The 25,174-nt window shown below is 46.8% G+C and carries 13 protein-coding genes; 9 read left to right on the forward strand and 4 right to left on the reverse strand.

Annotated elements, in window-relative coordinates:
* Positions 1-25: 25 nt before the first annotated feature.
* From GK108_RS29770 to GK108_RS29790, 5 genes are all read left to right on the forward strand, one after another.
* The gene (locus tag GK108_RS29770) at positions 26-2,452 is read left to right on the forward strand and encodes an ABC transporter permease (RefSeq protein ID WP_163955244.1); all 2,427 of its coding nucleotides are present in this window, start codon (positions 26-28) and stop codon (positions 2,450-2,452) included.
* Between the two features lie 196 nt (positions 2,453-2,648).
* Positions 2,649-5,027 carry an ABC transporter permease gene (locus GK108_RS29775; protein ID WP_163955245.1) on the forward strand — a complete coding sequence of 793 codons (2,379 nt, stop codon included), beginning with the start codon at positions 2,649-2,651 and terminating at the stop codon, positions 5,025-5,027.
* Between the two features lie 270 nt (positions 5,028-5,297).
* Positions 5,298-7,682, forward strand: a complete 2,385-nt coding sequence (locus GK108_RS29780; RefSeq protein WP_163955246.1) for an ABC transporter permease — start codon at positions 5,298-5,300, stop codon at positions 7,680-7,682.
* A gap of 195 nt (positions 7,683-7,877) precedes the next feature.
* Entirely contained in the window at positions 7,878-10,229 is a 2,352-nt protein-coding gene (locus GK108_RS29785; RefSeq protein ID WP_163955247.1) for an ABC transporter permease, read from the forward strand.
* A gap of 69 nt (positions 10,230-10,298) precedes the next feature.
* On the forward strand, positions 10,299-12,680 hold the full coding sequence (locus tag GK108_RS29790; RefSeq protein ID WP_317166597.1) for an ABC transporter permease: 2,382 nt from the start codon (positions 10,299-10,301) through the stop codon (positions 12,678-12,680).
* A gap of 35 nt (positions 12,681-12,715) precedes the next feature.
* On the opposite strand, the gene GK108_RS29795 is transcribed toward GK108_RS29790, so the two are convergent.
* Positions 12,716-15,733, reverse strand: a complete 3,018-nt coding sequence (locus GK108_RS29795; RefSeq protein WP_246225285.1) for a two-component regulator propeller domain-containing protein — start codon at positions 15,731-15,733, stop codon at positions 12,716-12,718.
* Positions 15,734-15,949: 216 nt separating this feature from the next.
* Here GK108_RS29795 and GK108_RS29800 point away from each other — a divergent pair, with 216 nt between their 5' ends.
* Positions 15,950-16,663 carry an outer membrane beta-barrel protein gene (locus GK108_RS29800; RefSeq protein WP_163955249.1) on the forward strand — a complete coding sequence of 238 codons (714 nt, stop codon included), beginning with the start codon at positions 15,950-15,952 and terminating at the stop codon, positions 16,661-16,663.
* 82 nt (positions 16,664-16,745) lie between these two features.
* Here the strand turns inward: GK108_RS29800 and GK108_RS29805 are convergent, their stop codons facing one another.
* Positions 16,746-17,294, reverse strand: a complete 549-nt coding sequence (locus GK108_RS29805) for a hypothetical protein (protein WP_163955250.1) — start codon at positions 17,292-17,294, stop codon at positions 16,746-16,748.
* A 238-nt stretch (positions 17,295-17,532) separates the two neighbouring features.
* On the opposite strand from GK108_RS29805, the gene GK108_RS29810 reads away from it, so the two are divergent.
* On the forward strand, positions 17,533-20,019 hold the full coding sequence (locus GK108_RS29810) for an outer membrane beta-barrel protein (RefSeq protein WP_163955251.1): 2,487 nt from the start codon (positions 17,533-17,535) through the stop codon (positions 20,017-20,019).
* Between the two features lie 457 nt (positions 20,020-20,476).
* Here GK108_RS29810 and GK108_RS29815 read toward each other — a convergent pair whose 3' ends face one another.
* Entirely contained in the window at positions 20,477-20,917 is a 441-nt protein-coding gene (locus tag GK108_RS29815) for a hypothetical protein (protein WP_163955252.1), read from the reverse strand.
* 240 nt (positions 20,918-21,157) lie between these two features.
* Positions 21,158-21,718 (reverse strand): aminoacyl-tRNA hydrolase, encoded by a 561-nt coding sequence (gene pth, locus GK108_RS29820; RefSeq protein WP_163955253.1) that lies wholly within the window; start codon positions 21,716-21,718, stop codon positions 21,158-21,160.
* Positions 21,719-21,892: 174 nt separating this feature from the next.
* On the opposite strand from pth, the gene pyrR reads away from it, so the two are divergent.
* Positions 21,893-22,432 (forward strand): bifunctional pyr operon transcriptional regulator/uracil phosphoribosyltransferase PyrR, encoded by a 540-nt coding sequence (pyrR, locus tag GK108_RS29825; protein ID WP_163955254.1) that lies wholly within the window; start codon positions 21,893-21,895, stop codon positions 22,430-22,432.
* Positions 22,433-22,553: 121 nt separating this feature from the next.
* The gene (locus GK108_RS29830) at positions 22,554-25,127 is read left to right on the forward strand and encodes a DUF5686 and carboxypeptidase-like regulatory domain-containing protein (RefSeq protein ID WP_163955255.1); all 2,574 of its coding nucleotides are present in this window, start codon (positions 22,554-22,556) and stop codon (positions 25,125-25,127) included.
* Positions 25,128-25,174: the final 47 nt, after the last annotated feature.

Consider the following 25,174-nt stretch of genomic DNA (forward strand, 5'->3'; position numbering starts at 1 on the left):
CTAAACACCCTCACTGTCTACCGCTATGTTCATCAACTACGTCAAAATTGCACTGCGTAATCTGCGTAAAAACAAGATTTTTTCGCTTATCAACGTAGCAGGCCTGGGTCTGGGTATTGCTGTGTTTATCCTGATTCTGGAATACGTTAGCTTCGAGAAAAGTTATAACCAGTTTCATCAGAACGCTGGTCGGATATACCGGGTATTGTTGCAGCACAATGATGGGAAAAGTGACGATTTTGTGCCGTCGGCCATAGCTACATCGCTGAAGCAGCAGTTTAATGAAGTGCAGGCTGCCTGTCGGATTGCTTTTGTTCAGCAGGGCGTTGTTACGTTACCGGCCAATAAACAGGGGCAACCGGTACGTTCGTTTCGGGAGTCCAACTCGATTACGGTCGATGGCGATTTCTTTCGTATGTTCTCCTTTCCGATATTGGCCGGATCGGCGTCGTTGAGCCAGCCCAACACCGTAGCCTTATCGAGCACGAAAGCACGGGCTTATTTTGGCGATGAGGACGCGGTTGGCAAGGTGATTACGCTGAACAGCCAGTTTGGGAAAACGCCCTACACCATAACGGCCGTGTTTGCCGATGTGCCGGAAAATTCAGATCTCCAGTTCGATATGGTGTATTCGCTGAGTACGCTCAATAACGAGGCCAATTTGAACGGTAATGACTGGGCGCGCCTGGATCGCTGGCAAGGGGCTTTTTCGCAGACGTTGCTGCTGCTGGATGCGCAAACTGACCCAGTCGCTTTTACGAGAAAAGCCGATGAACTGGTTCGGAAAAATCGCCCGGAAGGGCAGGATGTTTTTCAACTTCAGCCGCTGACCTATCTGCACCTTGGCGAGAGTTTGAGCGATACACGCCCTACGAACGGGAAGCTGGGGTTTGTTTATCTGCTGGGTGGCATTGCGCTATTGATTCTGGTTATTGCCTGGCTGAATTATATCAATCTGTCGACGGCTGGTGCGCTCAAACGGGCTAAAGAAGTTGGGGTTCGGAAAGTGGTTGGCGCGGGTCGGGATCAAATCATTCGTCAGTTTCTGGGCGAATCGTTTTTTCTCAATTTGCTTGGTTTAGGGCTGGCTGTTTTGCTGGTTAGTGCATTACAGCATCCATTTAATCAACTGGTTGGCCGGACGCTGTCGGTATCGACAATTGGCCAGAGTTCGTTGTGGCTGGCTGGCGTGGTGGCGGTGTTAATCGGGGCGGTTGCGTCGGGTAGTTATGCGGCCTTCATGTTATCGGGTTTCCCGGTTGTGAGTATCGTCAAAAATGCATTTGCCCGGTCGGGACAAGGAGCCAGCGTTCGGCAAGTGCTGGTTGTTTTCCAGTTTTCGATTTCAATCCTGCTGATTGTGGCCACGGTAGTTCTTTATCGTCAGCTATCGTTTATGCAGAATCAGAATCTGGGCATGAACCTGAAACAATTGCTGGTCATTAAAGGGGCTGAAGTGGGCGCGGATTCAGCTCGCCGGACCAGTAAAGTTGCCTTTCGGAATGAAATTGCCCGCTTGCCTTACGTAGAGGATTATTGCAATTCGGGTAGCGTGCCGGGTGGTTGGTATAACTTCAATTCTGACGGAGTAACCCGGTTGAATCCCAATCCTGGTGATGAGAAGAAGAACTATGCGTTTACGTATGCTGATGACCGTTTCCTGAAAACATACGGCATTACGTTAGCGGCAGGTCAGAACTTTTCCGCCGACATGTGTCTTAAAGGGAATGATTCGCGACGGGTTTTGATGAATGAAAAAGCTGCTAAATCGCTCGGATTTGCTTCGGCGTCAGCGGCTGTTGGTCAGAAAGTTAAATTCGGCGAAGAGTTCGAGGTCGTTGGTGTTGTAAAGGATTATCATCACCAGTCGCTGCAGCAGGTGATTGAGCCGCTGCTTATTTTTCCAGGTTACCCCAGCACGAATTATACGGTACGTTTATCGACCGATAATATCAAAACAAAAATCGCTGAACTCGAAAAGTTGTACAAGCAGCTGTTTCCGGGTAATCCCTTTGAATACTATTTTGTGGATGAGAATTACCAGAAGCAATATCAGTCTGAGCAGCAATACGGTCGGATTTTCTCGTTGGCGGCTGGGCTGGCTATTCTGATCGCCTGTCTGGGTTTGTTTGGTTTAGCAACCTATGCCACCGAACAGCGTACGAAAGAGATTGGCGTTCGGAAAGTACTGGGCGCTTCGGTATCGAGTATTGTGGTGTTGTTATCACGAGATTTTCTGAAGCTGGTTGGTTTGTCCATTTTGATTGCATCGCCCATTGCCTGGTATGCTGCCCAAAAATGGCTTCAGGACTTTGCTTATAAAATAGACGTAGAATGGTGGATGTTCGCGTTGGCAGGCCTGCTGGCCGTTGTCATCGCTGTAGTGACGATCAGCTTCCAGAGCATAAAAGCAGCTCTGACCAATCCAGTAAAGAGTCTACGTAGCGAGTAATCTGAACCGGGATTGAGCTGATTTCAGGATTAAAGGGATTTTGTCTCGCTTTAGAGAAGCGCTTTGCTTCCAGTTAACAAAATCCCTTTAATCCGCTAATTCGTTAAATTCCGTGGGGCTGTTCGGGCTTAACTTTTTTTAACAGGCTCGTTTCCTGGAGCGTACGTACCTTGCAGTCAATCATTTATGTACGCTCATGATCAAGAATTATCTGACAATTGCCTGGCGTAGCCTGCGTAAAAACAAAGGATTTAGTTTTATAAACATTGCAGGATTGGCGGTCGGCATGGCCGTTGCTACGTTGATTGGGCTATGGGTTTGGGATGAACTGACGTTTGATCGTTTTTACGGCAATGAGTCGCGGCTGTATCAGGTGATGCTCAACCGAACAGCCAATGGAGAAACAACCACTCAACCCAATGGGCCACTGCCGCTGAGCGATTTGCTACGTAACGAAATTCCTGAAATCAAGACCGTTACGGAAAGTCTGACTATGTCGTTGCAGGCCGACGACGCGCTCCAGGTCGGGGAGACGAAAGTTCTTCGGAAGCGCCAGAACGTGGGCACGGATTTTCTGTCGATGTTTGGTTTTCCCATGATACAGGGTAGCCTCACTAATGCGCTACGTGATCCAAACTCCATTGTGTTGACGGAAGAGACAGCGGACGCTCTTTTCGGAACCGCTGAACCGATGGGTAAACTCGTCCGGCTCAACAATCAGTATGATCTGCGCGTAACGGGCGTCCTGAAAAAGTTACCGTCCAATACGTCCTGGGATTTTCAGTTTCTGGTTCCCTTCCGCCATTTTGAACTAAATACTCCCTGGATGAAGGATAGTCGTAATGACTGGAACAATAATATGGTTAATCTGCTGGTTGAGTTGCAGCCCAATGCCAGCTACGAAGCCATTGCGCCTAAACTGGCTGGGATTCTGAAGCGCCATCATCCAGAGTCGATTTTCGAGGTATTTCTGCATCCGGTTGCCAAATGGCATTTGTACGGCGAGTTTCAGAACGGTAAAAATGTAGGCGGCTTCATACGTTACGTCAGACTGTTTGGGATGGTGGGTTTGTTTGTCCTGCTGATTGCCTGCATCAATTTCATGAATCTGTCGACCGCACGTTCGGAGAAACGGGCCAAAGAAGTTGGTGTCAGGAAAGCAACGGGTTCGCTACGTTCACAACTGATAAGTCAATTCCTGATCGAATCGATGCTGGTGGCGGGGCTGGCTATGGTACTGAGTTTGGTAATTGTGCTGGTTGGCATGCCCTTCTTCAACGAACTTACCCAAAAACAGCTATCTCTGCCCTGGAATAACCTTGCTTTCTGGTTGCTGCTGGCCGGGTTTACAGCTATGACGGGTTTGCTGGCCGGAAGTTATCCCGCGTTTTATCTGTCGTCGTTCCAGGCCGTGAGTGTTCTAAAAGGACCTATCAAAGCGGGACGTAGTGCCAACTGGCCTCGCAAAATTCTGGTGGTGACGCAGTTTACGGTTTCCATTGCCTTTATCATCAGCATGGTGGTGATTTATCAGCAGATTCAGTACGCTAAACATCGCCCCGTAGGCTACAATCCTGATCGGTTAATGATGGTGTCGCTGACCACCGATTTAAGCCGGAACTATGAAGCGGTTCGGAATGGGTTGATCGGTTCGGGCGTGGTAGACAACGTAACGAAAGCGTCCAGCCCCGCTACAACCATTCTGAACGATACACGGGTCGATTGGGCCGGAAAAGCTCCCGACGAAATTATGCGGCTTAACCTGATTGCTACGTCGCCCAATTATCTCAGTACGCTTGGTAGTAAGCTTAAGTTAGGGCGCGATTTTCGGGCCGACGGGGCTGATTCGCTTTCAGTTATTCTGAACGAAGCCGCCGTAAAAGCCATGCGGCTCAAACAACCACTTGATCAGGAAATAAGCATGGTCTGGGCGCCGGAGCAGAAACTACGTGTTATTGGCGTAGTCGAAAACGCCATCATCGAGTCGCCTTACGATCCAATAAATCCGCTGATGCTGGTGTATAATCCGCTTTGGGAGAATAACATTATTTTTCGGCTCAAGCCAGGCGTAAACGTTCAGCAGGCTATTGCGCGGGTTCAACCGATTTTTCAACAATTCAATCCTGCCTATCCGTTCGATTATCAGTTTGTTAGTGATGAGTATGGGCGGAAGTTCCGTCAGGAGGAACTGGTTGGAAAGTTGGCCAGTGTGTTTGCCGTGCTGGCTGTTTTTATTTCCTGTCTTGGTCTGTTTGGACTGGCAGCTTATCTGGCCGAGCAGCGAACCAAAGAGGTGGGAATTCGGAAGGTGTTGGGCGCTTCGGTCGGCAGTATCTGGGGGCTTCTATCGAAAGATTTCGTCTGGCTGGTGGGTATTGCCTGTCTAATCGCGAGTCCGCTGGCAGCTTATTTTCTGAACAACTGGTTAAATACGTATCAATACCGGATCGGTTTAAGCGTATGGGTGTTTGTGGCATCGGGGGTTTTGGCTATCGTAATAGCTCTGGCAACCGTCAGTTTTCAGGGAATTCGGGCCGCACTGGTCAACCCCGTGAAGAGTTTGCGTAGCGAGTAATCTGAACCGCCGGGCGGCCCCGCGGGATTGAGCTGATTTTAGGATTAACGGGATTTAGTCTCGCTTCAAAAAAGCGCTTTGCTTCCAGCTAACAAAATCTCGTTAATCCTAAAATCAGCTCAATCCCGGTTCTGGTGCGGACAAATGGCGTCCACTTACGGACAGTTTGGTTTGGCTTACTTTTTTAAGTGTCTGATTTTAAGTGTATTGTGTTTTTGGTACGCCATTTGGTCATTAATTTGTATCGTTACACCTAAACTAAGCGGACGTATGCTACGCAACTATCTGAAAATAACCATTCGCAGTCTGTGGAAAAATAAACTCTTCAGTGGTCTGAACGTAGTTGGTTTGGGCGTTGGTATGGTGGCTGTATGGCTAATGGTGCTATACGTTGTGGATGAATTAAGCTACGATCGCTTCCATACCAAAGCAGACCGGATTGTTCGCGTGGTTCACTACGCTCAGTGGCCTAGTGGAAGTCTTAAATTAGCACCAACATCGGCTCCCTATGCGGCTGCACTGAAAAACGATTATCCAGAAATCGAAAAAACTGTTCGTATTCAGCCAGAAGGTGGTGGCGTTATGTCTGTGAACGATAAGAAGCTGGAGGTCAACGATATTTGTTTTGCCGATAATACGTTCTTTTCCATTTTTTCCTTTCCGCTGCTGTATGGCGATCCGGCTACGGCGCTGAGTAAACCGCAAAGTATTGTTCTGACGAAAAGTCTTGCTGAAAGTCTGTTTGGAGATGCCAGGAAAGCGATTGGCAACGTAGTGGAGTTTAGTAATCATTTTCCGAATACCGTTACGGGCGTAATGGATGACGTAACGGAAAATTCGCATCTGCAGTTTAGAGCCGTCCGTTCATTGCCTGCCAACTATACAAATGGCTGGGAAAATTTCGAACTCTATACCTACCTGCTTCTGAACGAGGGGAGCGATGTTAAGGCGCTGGAAGCGAAGTTGCCGCCTTTTTATGATAAATACATCAAGAAGGAGATGGGCGAACTCGATTACCGGCTGGAACTTCAACCCATTACGTCAATCCATCTGAATTCGCACCTCGATTATGAAATAAGCCCCAATGGTAACGTGACAACGGTTTATACGTTTGCGGTTGTGGCTTTACTGATTCTGCTCATTGCCTGTGTCAACTATATCAATTTGTATACGGCTCGTTCCCTCAAACGCACGCGTGAAGTTGGCGTACGAAAAGCAATTGGATCGTATCGGCTGCAATTGATTGGTCAGTTCCTGACGGAATCGATGCTGATGACATTTATTGCTGGGGTGGTTAGTATTAGTTTGGTGACCGTTGCCCTGCCTTATTTCAATCAAATCACCGACAAGACATTATCGGTGGGCGGATTGGGTAATACGTTGCTGGTGATTGCGTTACTGTCTGTTTTGATTGGTATGCTGAGTGGCTTATATCCGGCCCTGCTCTTGTCTAATTTTAGACCGGTATCGGCGCTCAAAGGGCAGGTTGGTAATCAGTTGGGGAGCATAACATTCAAGCAATCGCTGGTTGTGTTTCAGTTTGTTGCGACCGTAGCGCTGATTACGTGTTCGGCTGTTGTTTATCAGCAGATGCGCTACGTTCAGCATAAAGATCTGGGCTTTAACAAAGATCAGGTACTCACATTTCATATCGATAATGGGGACGTACGCCAGCGCGTCGATGCTTTGAAAGAGCAACTGTTACGTAGTCCATTGATTGAAGGAGCTTCGGCGGCCAGCAATCCGATCGGTAACAACAACATCGGTGGGGCGGGTATGTTCTTCGAGCAGAATGGTATAATGCCTACTGCCACTCAAATTGTGCAGAAGTTCTCGGTCGATTCGGATTACTTCAAGACGTTGGGTATCAAAGTGATGCAGGGCCGTGGGTTTTCGGAGTCGTTCAAGAGTGATTTGTGGGGGGCGGTTGTCATTAACGAAACCCTGCAGAAGCAATTAGGCTGGAAAAATCCGATTGGCAAACGGGTTAAATATTACATCGATAGCGATAAGAATACCGCCGAAGCCCGCGTGGTGGGCGTTATTAAGGATTTTCATACCTATTCGCTACAGCATAAAATAGAGCCGTTAGTACTGGGGCTACCCGCTCCCTTCGACAAAGACAATGTCTACGTGCGGATCAAACCCGCTAAGACAGCTGAAGCATTAGCCTATATCCAATCGGTGTATCGCACGTTTGATCCGTCGGCTACGCTGGATTTTCACTTCCTGGACGAAAACTTTTCGAGACAATACAAAGCGGAACAGAAACAGGGGGAGGTACTACTCACCTTTACGATTCTGGCCATTCTGATCGCTTGTCTGGGCCTGTTCGGACTGGCGGCTTTTGCGGCAGAACAACGTACTAAAGAAATCGGCGTTCGCAAAGTTCTTGGTGCGTCGGTCGGTAGCATTGTGGTTATGCTTTCCCGCGATTTCCTGAAACTGGTGCTGGTGTCTATTGTCATTGCAACACCCCTGGCCTGGTATGCTATGAGCAAGTGGTTGCAGGATTTTGCGTATCGAATCGAGATTCAGTGGTGGGTGTTTGCCTTGTCGGGCTTGCTGGCCGTTAGCATTGCTTTACTTACCGTTAGTTTCCAAAGCGTAAAAGCCGCCCTGATGAATCCGGTGAAGAGTTTGCGTAGCGAGTAGAACCGGGATTTATGGGATTTACCTGACTGACTTTGATTTTGTATTGATTAGAGCGCTTCGAAGAAGCGAAAACAAAACCAAAGTCAGTCAGGTAAATCCCATAAATCCCGCGGGGCCGCCCGGCGGTTAAGTTTTTTTAACAAGCTCATTATCTGGAGTATACGTACCTTGTGGGGGAATACTTACTTATACTCCATGCTCAAAAATTATCTTAAAATTGCTTTCCGAAACCTCTGGAAAAACAAACTCTACACGGGTCTGAATGTAGGTGGACTAGCCATTGGTTTAGCGGCCTGTCTGGTTATTGTGTTATATGTTCGTCATGAGTTTTCGTACGATACGCATCACCCAAAAGCCGACCGGATTGTTCGCGTAACGACCGACTTGCAAACACCCGAATCGCCACTGGCCATTGCGTCGGTGCCCATGCTACTGGCCGAGGAGTTGAAACGCAATTACCCGGAGGTTGAAACAGCAGTTCGCTTTCGTATTACGTCGGCCGTTGTCCGGACGCCCGCTAAACTGATTAGTGAGCCGGATGTGTATTATGCTGATGCGGATGTTTTTTCGGTATTCTCGTTCCAGTTTTTATCCGGAAATCCCGCCACTGCCCTGACGAATCCTAATAGCGCTGTTATAACGGAGAAGTTTGCCAATGCCTATTTCGGACAAATCGACGTTTTGAGCAAATCTCTGGAGATCAATAAGGAAACGTACCAAATCACCGGTGTTATTGCCAATCCGCCGACCAATTCAGATATGCCGGTTCGGGCGTTGCTGTCCCAAAAACCACCCAAGAGCCGAGCCTGGCTCGACGAAGATTTTCCAGCCTACACCTTTGTTCTCTTTAGAAATCAGCCTGATTTGGTTGGTTTCACGAAAAAGCTGGATCAACTGGCTGCGAAGTCTGTTGACCCTGAACTCAAAAAAATGGGAGAAGACGGCTACTCTATCCGGTTTTCGGCCGAGCCACTAGGTGACGTGCATTATAGCCAGGGAAAAATAGAAGATACGCCAAAAGGTAATAAGCAGTACAGTTATTTATTCGTCTTCCTGGCTGCTTTTGTGCTGGTTATTGCGTTGCTGAACTACATTAATTTGCTAACGGCAAAAGCTACAGAGCGAGCTAAAGAAGTTGGTATTCGCAAAGCGAACGGAGCGGAGCGTAGTCAGCTGGTTCGTCAGTTTTTGTTCGAGTCGCTTCTGTTGAGTGGTATGGCACTGGCCGGGGCGGTTTTGACGGCGGTGCTGGTTATCCCGTTTTTTAACGAGTTGCTGACTGTTCAGCTATCCATTTCCTGGCAGCAGGCGTTGTTGCTGATCCTTGGTATCTGGCTGGTCGTTACGTTACTAGGAGGCTTATATCCAGCTTTTGTCTTGTCTGGCTACCAGCCCGTTGCCGTCCTGAAAGGTACATTGAGTACGTACGGGCAGGGGGCGTGGCTTCGACGAGTAATCATTGTGTTTCAGTTTGTATTGGCCGTGTGCATGATTGCTGGCGTACTGGTTGTTCGTCGGCAGATGACGTATATGCAGCAGTATGATATTGGCTTTACCCGTGAACAGATTCTTAGTGTGTATCTACCTGACGATTCGACGGCCAGAGCTGGAGCTAATGCACTGGCTAACCGTCTGAAGGAACGTAGTGAAGTGGGAGTTGTTACGTTAGGGTCGGGTCTGGCGAACGGGCCGACGGCTATGGCTTCAACAACGATTCAATCGAACGGTAAAAAGCGGGAGTTGATGAGCAACTATATGTTTATCGATGATACGTTCCTGCCATTACTCAACATTCGGTTGAAGGCGGGCCGAAATTTATCGTCTCAGACAAAGGCAGACCTGAATGGCGGTTTTTTGGTGAACGAAGCATTCGTGAAACTGGCGGGCTGGAAAGAAGGCGTCGGTAAAACGATTTCGGGTTTCGGTCATAAAGGCGAAGTGGTTGGGGTCGTTAAGAACTTTAACTACCGATCACTGCATAACCCGGTTGAGCCATTGGTAATGATCTATAATACGTTTCCAGTCAATAACGTCATGCTACGTATCAAGCCGGGTAATCTTGACATCGTAAAAACAATCTGGGCGAGTCATTATCCAAGCTATCCGTTTGAGTACACGTTTCTTGACGAATCGTTTGCCGATCAATATCGTAGAGACCAGTTAATGATTGCGCTATTCAACGGATTTGCTGGTTTAACGGTCTTGGTTTCCTGCCTGGGTTTGTTCGGGTTAGTCGCCTTCACCACCGAACGTCGAACAAAGGAAATTGGCATTCGTAAAGTGCTGGGCGCGTCGGTAGCGAGTATTGTTGCGTTGCTATCTAAAGATTTTCTAAAGCTGGTTTTGCTGGCCATTCTGCTGGCGAGTCCGTTGGTGTATTGGGGAGCAGATCGCTGGCTACAGAGCTTTGCCTATAAGGTTGATCTGGACTGGTGGACGTTTGCGTTGGCGGGGGGTATAGCCATTGTTATTGCCCTGATAACGCTAAGTTTTCAGTCGATCAAAGCCGCTCTGACAAACCCAGTGAAGAGCCTGCGAAACGAATAATGAATAAATGAGCCGACATGACAGATAGGTCTTGAACTGGCCAGTATTAAATGCCTAAATTCTTTAACCATGACTATGTTCTATAGCTTCTTTAGAATCGCCTGGCGAAATCTCTGGAAAAATAAGCTGTTCTCGTTTATTAATGTGTTTGGGTTAGCCTCAGGGCTGCTGGTTTGTTTGCTGGCGATGATTGGCATTAAAGGTGCCTTTGATTATGACTCGATTCATCCACACCCCGAACGTACATATCGTATTTTAACGGACGTAGTAACTCAGGATAACGATAATCGAAGTTTTGCTACGTCACCCCTGCCTCTTGCTGACGAACTTAAGCAGAAGTATCCGTTTGTTGAGGAGGTAACGCGGGTGATCAGAAATAACGGCGATTTTTCGACTGGCACGAAGCAATTACCCGTACTATATAGTGTTGTTGATGCGGGTTTCTTCCGGATTTTTGGCTTTCGTTTAGAAAAAGGCCAGCCGGCTGTTGCACCAAAAACAATTGTTCTGACTCAGGAGACTGCTCAGCGTTTTTTCGGCTCCGCTAACCCAATAGGCAAAGTGCTTACTCATCATGATTTGGGCGCATTAACGGTTACGGGGGTTCTTCGTGAATCGACCGCTAAAACGCACCTGCACTTTGATGTGCTGGTATCGGTAGCTACTTTGTCAGGACCGGCATGGCAGCAGGCATTAGCCGACTGGAGAAACTATTCGCAGGGCTACACTTACGTTATGGTAAAGCCCGGAATGGCAACGGATGCGCTGGCGAAAGTGTTGCCAGAGTTAAGTAACCGAGCTACGAACGGACTACGTTTTGCCTCTGAAAAAGGGTATACGCTACGAAGCCAGCCTTTGACGAAACTATCTCCGGCTCGCGAAGAATTAATGAACGCAACGTATGAACCGACAATTGGCAAGCTGGAAACGGAACTCGGAGTCGGTTTATTAACACTTCTGTTAGCTGCTTTTAACTATATCAATCTAACCCTGGCCCGGTCGTTGAGTCGCGCGCGTGAAGTCGGTATTCGAAAAGTAGCTGGCGCGTTACGTTGGCAATTAATGGCGCAGTTTATGGCCGAGTCGGTTGTGTTATCGCTTTTTGGACTTAGTATGGCTTATGGGATGTTACAACTGATTAAGCCAATGCCGTTTGTTCAGCAGTGGTTAATTGGTGGGGTAGAATGGGAGAGTAACGTAGGTGTATGGTTTATTTTTGTTACGTTCAGTGTACTGACAGGTTTATTGGCCGGACTACTACCGGCTAAAGTATTAACCCAGTTTCAACCCGCCCAGGTATTACGTAGTCAGACAGGGCTGCGGGTCTTTCGTGGGATTACCCTTCGGAAATCATTGATAATTGCCCAGTTCGCAATTTCATTGTTCGCCATGATTACGCTTCTGTCGATGGCTCGGCAACAGCATTATATGGGACATACCGACTACGGATTCGATCGTAGTAATGTATTTGTGATTCCTTTAAATGGAGTTTCTGCTACACGCTTGCAGACAGAAATTAATCAGTTGGCGGGAGTAGAGCGCGTAGCCGCTACGTCGGCTCTATTTGGTGATCATGGCGATGGTTGGCAGACGGTTCGCCGGGATCGATCGGGCGGAGATTCGACACAGGCACATATCTTTTCTATGGATGCGAATCTGACTTCAGTAATGGGCTTGTCAATGATAGCGGGTCATAATCTACCTGCGTCTGCTTCTGATTCGGCTTCGCGCTTAGTATTGATTAATGAAGAGGCTGTACGTTCGTTTCATCTGGGCAATGCAGGGGCTGCAATTGGGCAGACCATCTGGCTAAACGACAGCACCGATGTGCAAATAGCGGGTGTACTGAACGATTTTAAGTTTACTACATTAGTTTGGAAAATCAGCCCACTGATTATGCGGTATCAGCCTGCTACGTTCCGCTACCTTACTGTAAAAGTGGCCAGTGGTAATCCAGAGGAAGTTCGTAGCGCCATTGCCCGTATCTGGAAACGTGTACAGCCTTATGAACCGTTTGCTGGGATATGGTACGATACGTTCCTGAATGATCGACACAGCCATACCGACGATTTAGCGTTTTTGGCACTTCTGATTGGTCTGGCTTTGTCAATCGCCTGTCTTGGGCTGTTGGGTATGGTTACGTATACGATGGAGCTGCGTACTAAGGAAGTCGCTGTTCGGAAGGTAATGGGGGCTCGGATAGATCAGGTCATTTGGCTACTGTCCTGGGATTTTGTGAAGTTGTTACTGATTGCCGGTGCTATTGCCATTCCCCTGGGGTATCTGGCGTCGAGCTTGTTTCTGACAACATTTGCCTATCATATTTCGGTCGGTGCTAGTATGCTGGGCCTTTGCTTTGGCGCGCTTTTGTTGCTGGGTGGACTAACTATTGGCTTTCGCACGTATCGAACCGCAATAACGAATCCTGCTGATAGTCTCCGTACTGAATAGATTAATATGTAGGTAATGTGTTTGTATACAGAATGTTAGCTTAGCAAAGGGAGGTTTAACGTAACAATAGTGCCGGTTTTTGCAATCGGATTCTGGTCGGTGATTAGATAGGAGGCTTCGGAGCCAAACATAGCCTGTAGGGAGTCGATGCGTTCGCTTGTAACCGTACTGCCCAACGATTGAAAACGGCGGCCCGCTACGTCGGTTTTTAGGAATTCGGCTTTTGTTCGGCCAATACCATTGTCTTCAATGATACAGATCAGTCGATTGTTATGTTGTTCGATCGTAATCGACAAGTGGCCAGGGCCATCCATCTTGTGCCTTAATCCATGCAGGATGGCGTTTTCGACAAATGGTTGCAGGATAAGCGGAGGAATGAGCTTGTTGGCCGTATCGGGGTCAACTGTAATACGGTGCCCAAACCGATGATCGGCACGCTCTTCTTCCAGCTCAATGTATAAGGCCAGGGTTTCAATTTCACGCTCAATCGGGATAAGCGTTTCGCGCGAATTTTCGAGGACTTGCCGAACCAGCCGCGAAAATTTCTGTAGGAATATCGAAGCATCATCTGGCCGATTGGTCAGAATATACGCATCGATGGTATTCATGCAGTTGAAAATAAAATGCGGATTCATCTGCGCCCGTAAGGCGCGCGTTTCGGCTTCGGCGCGTTGGCGGGTTAGTTCACTTCGGCGTCGTTCCTGACCGATCCGTAATCGGTAAAAGCCGTATAAAGTGCTGAGAAGAGCCAACACAAGCAGTGAACGGAACCAGCCTGTTTCATACCAGGCGGGCGCAATCGAAAAATGGATGGTCACCTGTCTGGGATTCCAGCGGTTTGTTACGTCGCCGTTCTGAATCGTCAGCGTATAATCGCCCGATTTTAGATTGGTTAGGTTTACTTCGTTGGTGGTGTTGAGGTTAAACCAGTTTTCGTGGCCCGTTAGTTTATACCGGAAATGCGTAGCGCTGTTCGGCGAAAAGTTGAGCGTCGTAAAGGTAAAACGGAGGTCGTTTTCATGTTTAGCCAGGGCGATGGGTTTGCTGGCGTCAAGTTGTCGGTATTGCCCATTCACCTGTACGCTGGATATGGTTAGCTGGGGCAAGGGTGCGGGCTGACGTAGCTGAGCAACGCTGACCAGGTTGATTCCATTTTGTTGCCCGATCAGTATCAGGTCGTTATCGGTCATTAGAAAACCATTCGTTACGTCATCGGCCAGCAGGCCATCCACTTCCGTAAAACGCCGGATTTGTTTGGTTTGAGTTTTGTAGGCATGGAGTCCTTCGCCGGTTCCGATCCAGAGTTCCCCTTCATTGTCTTCGGCAATACCGACGCAAAAATCGCTGGCCAGGCTCGATTCGCTACGGGCATACACCGATTGGGCGGTGTCGATGATTCCTTTCGCGTTGGTTATGTTAACGCCCCCGCCCCCGGAGAAGAGCAACTTGCCGTTTTTGCCAGTTGAGACCTGGTTGAAATAGTCGCCGACAAAAAATGTGTGTACGTTAAAATCGGCCATTTCCTGCAACCGCCGTTCCGATTCATTGTACCAGATCATACCAAAGCTTTTAGGATACCAGGCGGCTATCCAGATTTTACCATCGGCTGATTCGGTTAGGTCGTGGTAGCTATTCGTCTGCCACAAACTGAGTGCTTTCTGTTCATTCCAGAGCGTAAGAGGCCGTAGCGTTTTAGCATCAAAAACCTGCAATCCTTCGCTTCGGTGGAGTACCCAAAGTCGGTTATGCTTATCGATAATGACTTTCTGGAAAGAATTTGACGAAAATCGTGTCTGTAGATTCACCCGGTGGAAACGGTCATTCTCTAAACGGAAAAGGCCCCGGTCGGTGGCTGCCCAGAGTTTGCTATTGATCCACGATAACGTAGCGCTAACCGATTCGTTCGGAAACGGAAACAGACGGAAATAGTTAGTTTTTCGGTTCCATTGGAGTACGCCCGTGTGTGATAAGCCTAGCCAGTACGTATCGGGCGTTGATGAAACGATTGACTTGATCGTAACTGGAAGTTTGACAATTGAGTCTGGCAGAAGAACCGTTTGGATGGCCGTTGCGCCCGATCGAAATTGTAAAAGCCCTTCGTTTGTGCCTAGCCAAACCAGATTCTTGTGGGGATCGGAATGAATTTGGCTAATTCTGATTCCTTGTTTGGTGAGTTCATTGGAGGTTATAACCGATTTCGTGATTGGATGAAAGATCGTTAGTCCATTGTCGCAACCCAGCCAAAGATTGCTCGTTCCGGATGGGCCAACAATAAAAGCCATACTCTGGATCGTGCCGGCCACCGGATAACGCTGGATCGCTTCCTGCCTGGGATCGTACCGGATAAGGCCACTATTTTGCGTGCCAAGCCATAAGCAGCCCGTATTGTCTTCTGTGATGGCCGAGAAGGGGATAGGTAAACGTAGCGGTTTATTCAATGCGCCTGGGCCTATAACGCACCGAAATCTATTTCGTTGTTTATCAAACTGATACAGTCCTACTTCATTATAAATCCATAATCGGTGCTGCTTGTCTTCAAAAAAATGATTGGCTTCGCTGGTATGATTAGTGCCGCTGATTGGGTAATGATACCGTTTGCGATGGGTTAAATCATGACGACGTACTAATCCCAGACTGCTCGACCATAAATTGCCCTGGCTGTCGGCAAACAGGTTCTCAAAGTGATCGTTAACCGGGTCGGCATCTTTAAATTGTACAGAGTCGACGGTCGTTTTGATCTGTCCTTCCGAATCAATAATGAAGAGTCCTGACCGGCTCCAGTTAGCGGCCAGTGTTCCATTGGGAAGTGTACAGATGCTGCTGACAGCTCCAGGTAGGGTTTCCGGCATTTTTCTGAACGTGTAGCCATCATAGCGGCAAAGTCCCAGCCGGGTGGCTATCCACAGGTAGCCTTTAGAGTCGGTAGTAATGCCCGAGACAAAGTTGGATGGCAATCCATCTTTAGTGCTTAGTTTCTGAAAAGTCAGGTCGGGCGTCTGTCCCAATACGACATTACTCGCCAGACATAGTATAACCAGATAGCGTAAGAGCATCAATTCCGTGAAAAATTAGTTGGTGTAGAAAGTTTCCTCTGATTTCCTGTTGATTATCAGTTGCTTGTGGTTAGTGAATGAAAAAATAAGAAAAATATTTTCAGTACATGCAACCTGCAACCCGAGTTCTTACATCTTCCTGTCAAATACCACAAAGAACACAACTTTTGAACACGTAAACTTCAAGTTCCTAAACTCTTACTATTGACTACAGCTATGAAAACGTTCAAACACCTATTGACTACCGCTTTAGTTGCAGCTTCAGCCGTTTCGTTTGCTCAAACTTCTGTAACTATTATTTCAGATAATTCTGACTCTGTTCGCACGAATAAACCACTCAAAACGGTTGAACGTATTACGTCAGATTTCAGCATTTACGTAGGCTTCAACAACTTTGGCGGTTCGATGCCTGCTGGTTACGATTTGCGCCCGATTGGCTCACGCTTTGTGGCGCTAGCCTGGCAAAAACGAATTCCTTTACTGACTGCAGGGTCAACAAAACTACGGTTGGTGACTGGCCCGGAGGTTGCCTGGAATAACTTCATGTTTGAAGGACGTAACACGCTTACCGAGCAAAATAATCAACTGGTTATCGAGGCTGCCAACGTTGATCTTCGTAAGTCGAAGTTAGTAACAACTCAGCTTAATTTACCTGTGTTATTAAATGTTCGGTTTAAATCAGGGCTGACCTTCGCTGCCGGGGCTTACGCTGGTATGCGTCTCGACAGTTATACAAAGGTGAAGCCCGAAGGAGGATCGGCTGTACGTAAACACGGTTCATTTAATCTCAATCCAGTACGCTGGGGATTGACCAGTGAGCTTGGCTTCCGGGGTTGCGGTAAATTGTTTTTCCGTTATGAACCCAACAGTCCCTTCCGTTCGGGCGAAGGTCCAGATGCCAGTGTGTGGGCGGTTGGCCTGAAATTGTAATGGTCGTTTGCACCGTTACGTCGGTTTGGCAGGATTACGCTGATTGCTTTCCCTTTTATGAAACGTAGTAATCAATACAAAATCATAGTCTGGCGGATAAATCAGCGTAATCAGGATTATAAGCCTGATCGCCTTCGAACGACATGGACTGGCTGTAAACCGGAAGACCCAGCAGGCGCCACTCCAGAACTCCGGAAGCACTATAATGAATGCGTTTATCGGCACCGAGGTCAACGAAAGTCGTTACCGGTTTCCACTGAACGCCAACTACCGTACCCGTTAAAAATGTCTGACTGGCAATTCGTACAGAATCGGACTTGGGTGGATGAGTGAGGTATATTCCCTGGTTCAGTTCAAGGGTTGGCCAGTCCAGCAATACAATAGCATGACTGGCCGACCAATGGGAGGTTTGTCCCGAAAAAGCGACTGTATGTTCATATTGCCCGGCTGGTGATTTGTTCTCTTGCTTAGCTGGGGATTGGCACATGGAGGCAACCAGCACAAAAACTACGATACTGGCCAAGGAGCCGTATCGCTCCGAAAAACCACGGAAATTTCGGTAGGACACGATAAACAGACTAATTGCCAGGCTTAGGTTTAGGATAACCCAGCCAATATGTAGTAGAGCCATAATGTTATGCGAGACGGAACTCGAAAGAAAAGTAGAAAAAAATCAATGCCTCTGCAACGTTTCCCTTTTTTACGCGTCTTTGGGTCAAAGTCGCTTTCCAGAACACCAATCACAAACTAAATCCACTCATCCAGCCGTTCAGACCGCTTGTGTAAGAACAGGTACTTTGCGATGCATACTACCTACCTTTGCAATGTACTTCAGCGCAGACACACGAACCTTCTGAACAATAAATACAATGAAAACGACTTTTTACACCTTTATTTTATCACTCATTGCGCTAACAACGTCTTTTGGACAGATATTGACCAGAGGAACTGTTAGTGGTCAAGTTGCCACGGTGGCGGGTAAACCGCTCGAATTTGCGACCATGATGCTTGTGAAAGCAAACGATTCAACACTCGTGAAAGGAGCCATTAGCGAAGTATCTGGCAAATATGCTTTCGAAAATGTCGGAGCAGGCCAGTATCGGGTGGCTGCCCAGCAGATTGGTTTCCGTAAAACGTATAGTGCTACGTTCACAATCGATGAAACGCATCCGGCCATTGAATTGCCTGCGCTGGCAATGGCTGAAGAGTCGAAAAATCTGGCAGAAGTAAACGTAGTAGCCAAGAAGCCATTTATTGAGCAGCAGGTTGATCGGACCGTAGTTAACGTAGAAAATAGCATTGTTGCCAGCGGTAATACGGCTCTGGAAGTGCTGGAAAAGGCACCCGGCGTAACGATTGATCGCCAGAATGATCAGATTCAGCTAAAAGGTAAATCGGGTGTAATCGTCTATATCGATGGTAAACAGACCTATCTGTCTCAGCAGGAAGTATCTAATTTGCTGAAAAATACGCCAAGCGACAACATTGCCTCGATTGAGATTATTACGAACCCAGGTTCCAAATACGATGCGGCTGGTAATTCGGGAATCATCAATATTAAGATGAAAAAGAATAAGAATTTTGGTACAAACGGTACGTTCATTGCCGGTACGGGCTACGGTTGGGTTAATAACCTGAACGGTGTTCGTGATGATCTGCCAAAATTCAATACGTCGCTGAACGTGAATCATCGGGAAGGCAAAGTAAATCTGTTCGGAAACTACAGCTACGTAAATCGCCAGAGCGTGCAGAGCAATGAGCTGAATCGCACCATTCCTTACAACGGCAGTGTTACGTATTTCGATCAGAAATCGTTCCGGCCTAATACCTTTGAAGGGCATTCCTACAAAGCCGGAGTCGATTATTTTATCAGCAAGAAAAGTACAGTAGGTGCCTTGTTCAATGGTTTCTCAAACGACTGGCGTTCATTAGGCATCAACAATACGGTGATCAGCGATGCCAATCGGATAGTAACCAGCCGGCCATCTACGCAAATTGATGCCCGTCAATTTCTGTCGAACGTTACGGGTAACATCAATTATAAATACGATTTTGACGGAAAAGGTCGTGAGTGGACCGTTGATGCCGATTATGTTCATTACAATGGCGAGAGTTACAACAATCTGAATACGAAGTATTTAGGTGCTGGTAGCGAAGTGATTCGGCCAAATCAGGAAGTGCGGAACAACATGCCATCGACGATTAATATCATGGCGTTTAAAACGGACTACGTTCACCCACTGAAAAACGGTGCCAAACTGGAAGCTGGTTTGAAAAGCAGTTTCGTGAAGGCAGATAACAATACGTTATACGATACGTTGCAGCAGGAAAATAAGCAGTGGGTTTTTGATGCAAGCCGGTCGAATCAGTTTAAATACGATGAGAACATTAACGCGGCTTACATCAACTACGCGAGTAATCTGGGCAAGAAAACGAAGTTGCAGATGGGACTACGGGCCGAGCATACACACTCAATCGGTACGTCGGTTACACTGAACCAGACTGTTGATCGTAATTATCTGAACGTATTCCCAACCTTGTTTCTGTCCAGACAACTAGATTCGACTAATACACTGAATTTGTCGTACAGCCGCCGGATCGATCGTCCTGATTATCAGAACCTGAATCCATTCGTATTCTATCTGGACCCGTATACGTATCAAAAAGGTAACCCGTTCCTGCGTCCACAGTACACCAATTCCATTGAAGTGACACACGTGTATAAGAGTGCTATTTCGACCACGTTGGGTTTCAGCCGGACTACTGACTTCATAAACCGGGAAACTCCCCGGCAGATTGCTTCGGAAAATGTTACCTACGTAACACCTGAAAACTTAGGATCGCTGGATAACATCAATCTGAACATTAGCTTTCCGGTTGGCGTAACGAAATGGTGGAGAATGCAGAATAATATCAATACCTATTATACGCACTACCAGACCTTCTATTCGGGAACACCCTTTGAAGTGAAGATGGTGGCTTATAATCTATATTCATCGAACAATTTCACGCTCAGCAAAACATTATCGGCTGAACTGTCGGCCTGGTACAACTCATCTTCGCTGTACGGTTTTTATCGGGCACAACCGATGGGCGCCTTCAGTTTAGGTGTCCAGAAGAAGATACTGGAAGGAAAAGGCAATCTCAAATTAAATATCAGCGATCCATTCTGGTTGAACCGATTCAATGGTCGCGCTGAAGTACAGGATATTAACTTCCGTGTTCGCTCGCAGTGGGAAAGTCGTCGGATGATGCTGACGTTTACGTATCGCTTCGGCAATCAGAACGTAAAAGGGGCTCGTCAGCGGAATTCAGCTACATCGGCTGAACAAGGTCGAGTTGGAGGACAAAATTAAAGGACATAAGACACTGGACGTTAGACGCCTAATTTCCAGTATCTGACATCCTCAAGACTAGTTTAGGTTAAGAAAACGCGAAAGCCATGCTCATCTTGAAGTATGGCTTTTTTGTTATATCTGCCAGAAATATACAATGCTTTACTTTAATTTGATCATTAGGGGAATAGTTGCTTAAATAAATAATTTAAAATCTAGCTGATTCATGTTTATTTAAACAACTATGACTGACTTTACTAAGAAAAATAAATCAGTTCTTACTGCAATTGCGCGTTGGCAACCGCTGGCTACTAAGGCTAAGCTTAGCTATGAAAGGCTATAAAAAAGATAAGGTTCCCTGATCTTAGCAGAGAACCTTATACTGACTATTCCTAAACCCTTAACCTTTTCTACATGAAAAACTAACTTTTACCCTTTTCTGTTCCAAATAGTTGGCAAAATCAGTGTTTTGCTTAAACTATTGAATGTCAGAGTGTTCGCTGAGTGATTGATTCAAGTCCCACAGGAAGTTGATCATCCGGGCTGTGTGATTAGCCTGGTTCATCCAGCGACTGGCTTCTACTTTATTTTGTTTGGCCAGTTGATTATTTAACTGAGCAACTGCTTCATTAAACTTGGTCCGGTCGGCTGAACTAATAGTTAGAACAGCGGTTGGAGTCTGGTTGTATAAAGAAACAACACTCATAAAATTTTGCCAATTGGTGTTGCGCGTAAACTTGTTAACGTTCTGTGTAACATAAGCAGCGAACTGCTTTTCTGAACCGTTAACCAGCATTGCACTAGCCGGCTTGGAGTTTGCCGGGCTATCATCAGTGTTGGTGGTGGTAGCCGCGGTTGCTTGATTTGTCATTAATCCTAATCCAAGAATCAACGACGCAAAGATAACACGCGATTTCATTGTTTTGTTCTATTTTCGTTTCAATTAATCAACGCACAAAGGTCAATAGAAGTTCTGAAAATGCAAAACAATATTAAGGCGCTTTCGGAATTATATTTTGAATAAAATATTGTTTGGTAGTTATTTTTTGGAATAGATGGCTTTTTTTTAGCTTTAATCGGAATAATATTTCTCTTTGTACTTTGTTAATATGTATAAAATATTCTTTTGGAAAAATGTAAAATTCTTTAAAAGTTTATATTATTGGTTGTAATTGTTCATGGCGAACTGTATACCCATAGTACAAAAAGCGAGGGCTACGTCGCCGGCCCGGTCTAAATAATCGGGTAATTGGATCATTTCATCCTCTGGAAATTCGCCAAGAACAAAGTCAACTTGCTTTCCTTTCGAGAAATTATTCCCGATTCCAACCCGTAACCGGGCGTATTCCTGGGTGTTAAGTAATTCATCGATATTACGTAGCCCATTATGGCCTCCTGGCGAACCTTTGGGTTTGAGCCGAAGCTTATTGAACGGCAGGTCTTTGTCGTCCGTAATGATGAGGATGTTTTCGACAGGAATTTTTTCCTGCTTCATATAATAGAGAACAGCCTTACCGCTAAGGTTCATATACGTAGTTGGCTTCACGAAAAAAAGCTGTTTCCCCTTGTATTGCCATTTGGCGGTGTAGGCCAGGCGGGTCATCGTAAAATTAAAACCGTGCTGAGCGGCCAGACGGTCGAGGACCATAAAACCAACGTTATGGCGGGTAAGTGCATATTCAGGGCCAATGTTACCGAGGCCAACAAGTAAAAATTTCATGAATAACGGAATCCTGTGAGAACGTATTAAGCGTATCGGTGCCCAAGAGCAACCTGGTTCAGTTAGCGTGTCACTACCTGTTTGATAGCTTTCCTGCCAATCGGGCAACGGTTTGATTGTTAACACTGCAAAATTAGCATGATGTTTCTGAGCTTTACCTCCTATTTTTACCGCATGAACCAACAACGTCTGATTCTTTCCAGTCCGCTGCTCGAAATTGTGATTAGCCGTCTGGCGCAGCAACTGATCGAAAATCACCAGAACTTTGAAGATACTGTCATTCTGGGAATGCAGCCGCGAGGAATATTTTTTGCTGAGCGTGTCTGGCGTGAGTTAACTCGTACGCTAGGCCATGACGTACCGTTTGGTTATTTAGACGCTACGTTCTATCGGGATGATTTTCGACGACGCGACTCGCCGTTACGTCCTAATACAACCCATGTACCGTTCATTATAGAAGATAAACGGGTTATTCTGGTTGATGATGTGCTGGCAACCGGACGGATGGTTAGAGCGGCACTCGATGCAATGACTGCGTTTGGCCGGCCTCGAAAAGTGGAACTGCTCGTTCTGGTCGACCGTCGTTATAACCGCGATTTACCGATTAAGCCAGATTATACAGGAAAACGAGTCAATACGCTTGAATCGCAACGCGTTTTAGTGGAATGGACTGAACAAGGGGCAGATGCCGACCGTATCTGGTTAGTTGGCTAAATTGGCTAGTACGGTTAATACCAACGTATTGGCATTTAATGACTTATTAATGACAGTTGAGCAATATGTATAATTTGTGATTGGATGGAATTTTGTAATTTCGCCAACCGTAATTATACGTATGAAACCTCCTCAGAAATTACTCATTCTTTTGCTGTGTTTTTTACTGGCTTCTGTTACTCATCAGGCCCAGGCACAGACTATGTATACCGTGACCGGGCTGATCACAGATGCCCGGACAGGTGAACCTATTCCGTTTGCTAGTGTGGCATTGGTGGGGCGCCGAGTGGGTACCGTAACTGACGAGCGAGGTCGATATACAATTCATGCTAAAATCCTCTCTGATTCTATTGCGGTCAGTTCGCTAGGCTACGTAACGCAGCGTCAGTTTATTGATCGTGAGCGCACCTCGCAGGCAGTGGACATCAAACTCGTGTCTGGCGGTACGGCTTTGCAGGAAATAACGGTTCGGGCGGGCGAGAACCCGGCGTTTCGTGTCTTACGTCAGGTGCGTAAAAATCGCTTCATAAACGACCGCAAGCGGCTGGCTGCTTACGAAAGTGACAATTACGTAAAAACGCAGGTTGCTCTTAGTCACGTGTCGGATCGAATGCGTCGTAATCCGCTTATCAAACGGATTAATGAAGCCATGAGCAAGCACGATTCCATCATCGATAGCGAAGGGCATCGGTTATTACCGATTCTGGTCTCGGAGTCTGTATCGCGCTACTACTACCGGGATAATCCATCGCGGAAGCGGGAGGATATTCGTAAAACCCGTATCAAAGGGGTTGCTGTCGATGATGCCGGATTGAGTTCGCAGCTACTAGGAGGCACGAACCTCGTTAATCAGAATTTTTACGACAACTATATTCCCATCCTGGGAAAGGATTTCGCATCGCCCATTGGCGATAACTGGAAAAACTGGTACGAATTCTACCTGGCCGATACCACGAAGATTGGTGATCATATCTGCTACGAAATCCAATTTGATCCTAAACGTAAGGAAGACCTTGTTTTTACGGGAAAAGCCTGGATCGATACGACTACGTTTGCACTCTGCCAGATTGAAACGCACATTGGTAGTGGAGCCAATCTGAACTATGTACGTCAGTTAACAATCGAACAGGAGCTTGAACCAATGATCGATTCGTCATCGATCGGGCAGGCTACCGTTGGCTGGTTGCCTACTACGATCCGCTTGATGGCTGATTTGACTGGCGTTGGTAAACAATCGCTTGGGTTGCGGGCCGAAGTAGCTTTGCACAGTAGCAATATCGTTATCAATAAACCGCATCCGTTGTTTTTTTATGAACAACCGATTGAACCGAGTGATACTGTTGCGACAGCGAACGAGGCTTATTGGGATCAGGTACAACAAACGCTAGCCGGGGCCGAATCCTTAAACAAAGACGACCTGAAAGCTCGCCAAATTATCGACAAATTGCGGACAGTGCCAGCGGTGAAAACGGCGGAAGGAGTAGGGCAGGTATTAGTTACCGGTTTTTATAAAATGGGAGGCATTGAGTTGGGACCCTATCCTTATTTGTTCGCTATTAACACGGTAGAGGGCCTGCGGACCCGAATTGGTTTCCGAACCAATGATCAGTTTAGCCGGAACTGGATTTTCAGAGGGTATCTGGCTTATGGGACGTTCGACCGTAAATTTAAATACGGTGGCGAAGTGAATTATTTGTTTTCCCGTCAGCACTGGACAATGGCTGGGGTGAAAATGTCTGACGATCTGGAACGGCTAGGATTAACACCTGAGCTTATTGGTGGCAATCGAATATTTTACGCGTTAAGCCGATTTGGACGGTACAGAGGAGCGTACCGGAGCCAGCAGAAAGAGTTGTTTTTTCGTAGCGAACCCATTCGGGGTATTTTGTTGACCGCTACGTTAGGCAGCCGAACATTTGATCCAATATTTCCTTTTCATTATCGCATACATCCCGACATGGGCGATCTGTCGCCTTTGCAGTCTACTATTTATGATACGTATTGGTCGGTAGAAGCACGGCTGGCCAGAAAAGAAAAGTATATTATGGATGGTAATGACCGTATTACGTTGGGAACGAAACGGGCGCCGGTCTTCACCATTCGATACACTCGGGGCCTACGGTCGTTGGGGGGCGATTTTAATTATGATCGTCTGACGCTACGTGCTCAGCAGTCGCTACGTATCGGGCCATTTGGCCGTATGAGTTATTTGCTCTCGGGTGGATTTACGCCGTCTACGTTACCTGCTCCTTTATTATTTCCTCATACGGGTAATCCGACTCCACTGCTGACCAATAATACGTTCAACCGGATGCAGTTTTACGAATTTGTTAGCGATCGATTTGTATCTATTCATGTACAGCATCGGTTTGAGGGGTTCCTGTTTAACCGTATTCCCGGTATTCGAAAACTGAACTGGCGATTAGTGGCTAACGTAGATGCACTGTGGGGTAGTTTATCGAAAGAAAATCAGGACGTCGAGACGTTCAGGCCATTGCCGGGTGGGATGAAACCTATTCATTTTGGATCGCTCGATGGATCGAAACCGTATTTAGAAGTAGGCTACGGTATCGAAAATATTTTTAAACTGATCCGTATTCAGGCTATTCACCGGCTAACGTATCTGGATGGTGGCTATAATGGCATTCCGATCAGTCCATTTGCACTTAAAGCATCAGCCTCGTTTAATTTCTAAAGACACTAAAGCCATGTGTGCCAGAGAAACACAACGTTTTTCTGGCA

This window comes from Spirosoma terrae (assembly GCF_010435915.1).
Lineage (GTDB): Bacteria > Bacteroidota > Bacteroidia > Cytophagales > Spirosomataceae > Spirosoma > Spirosoma terrae.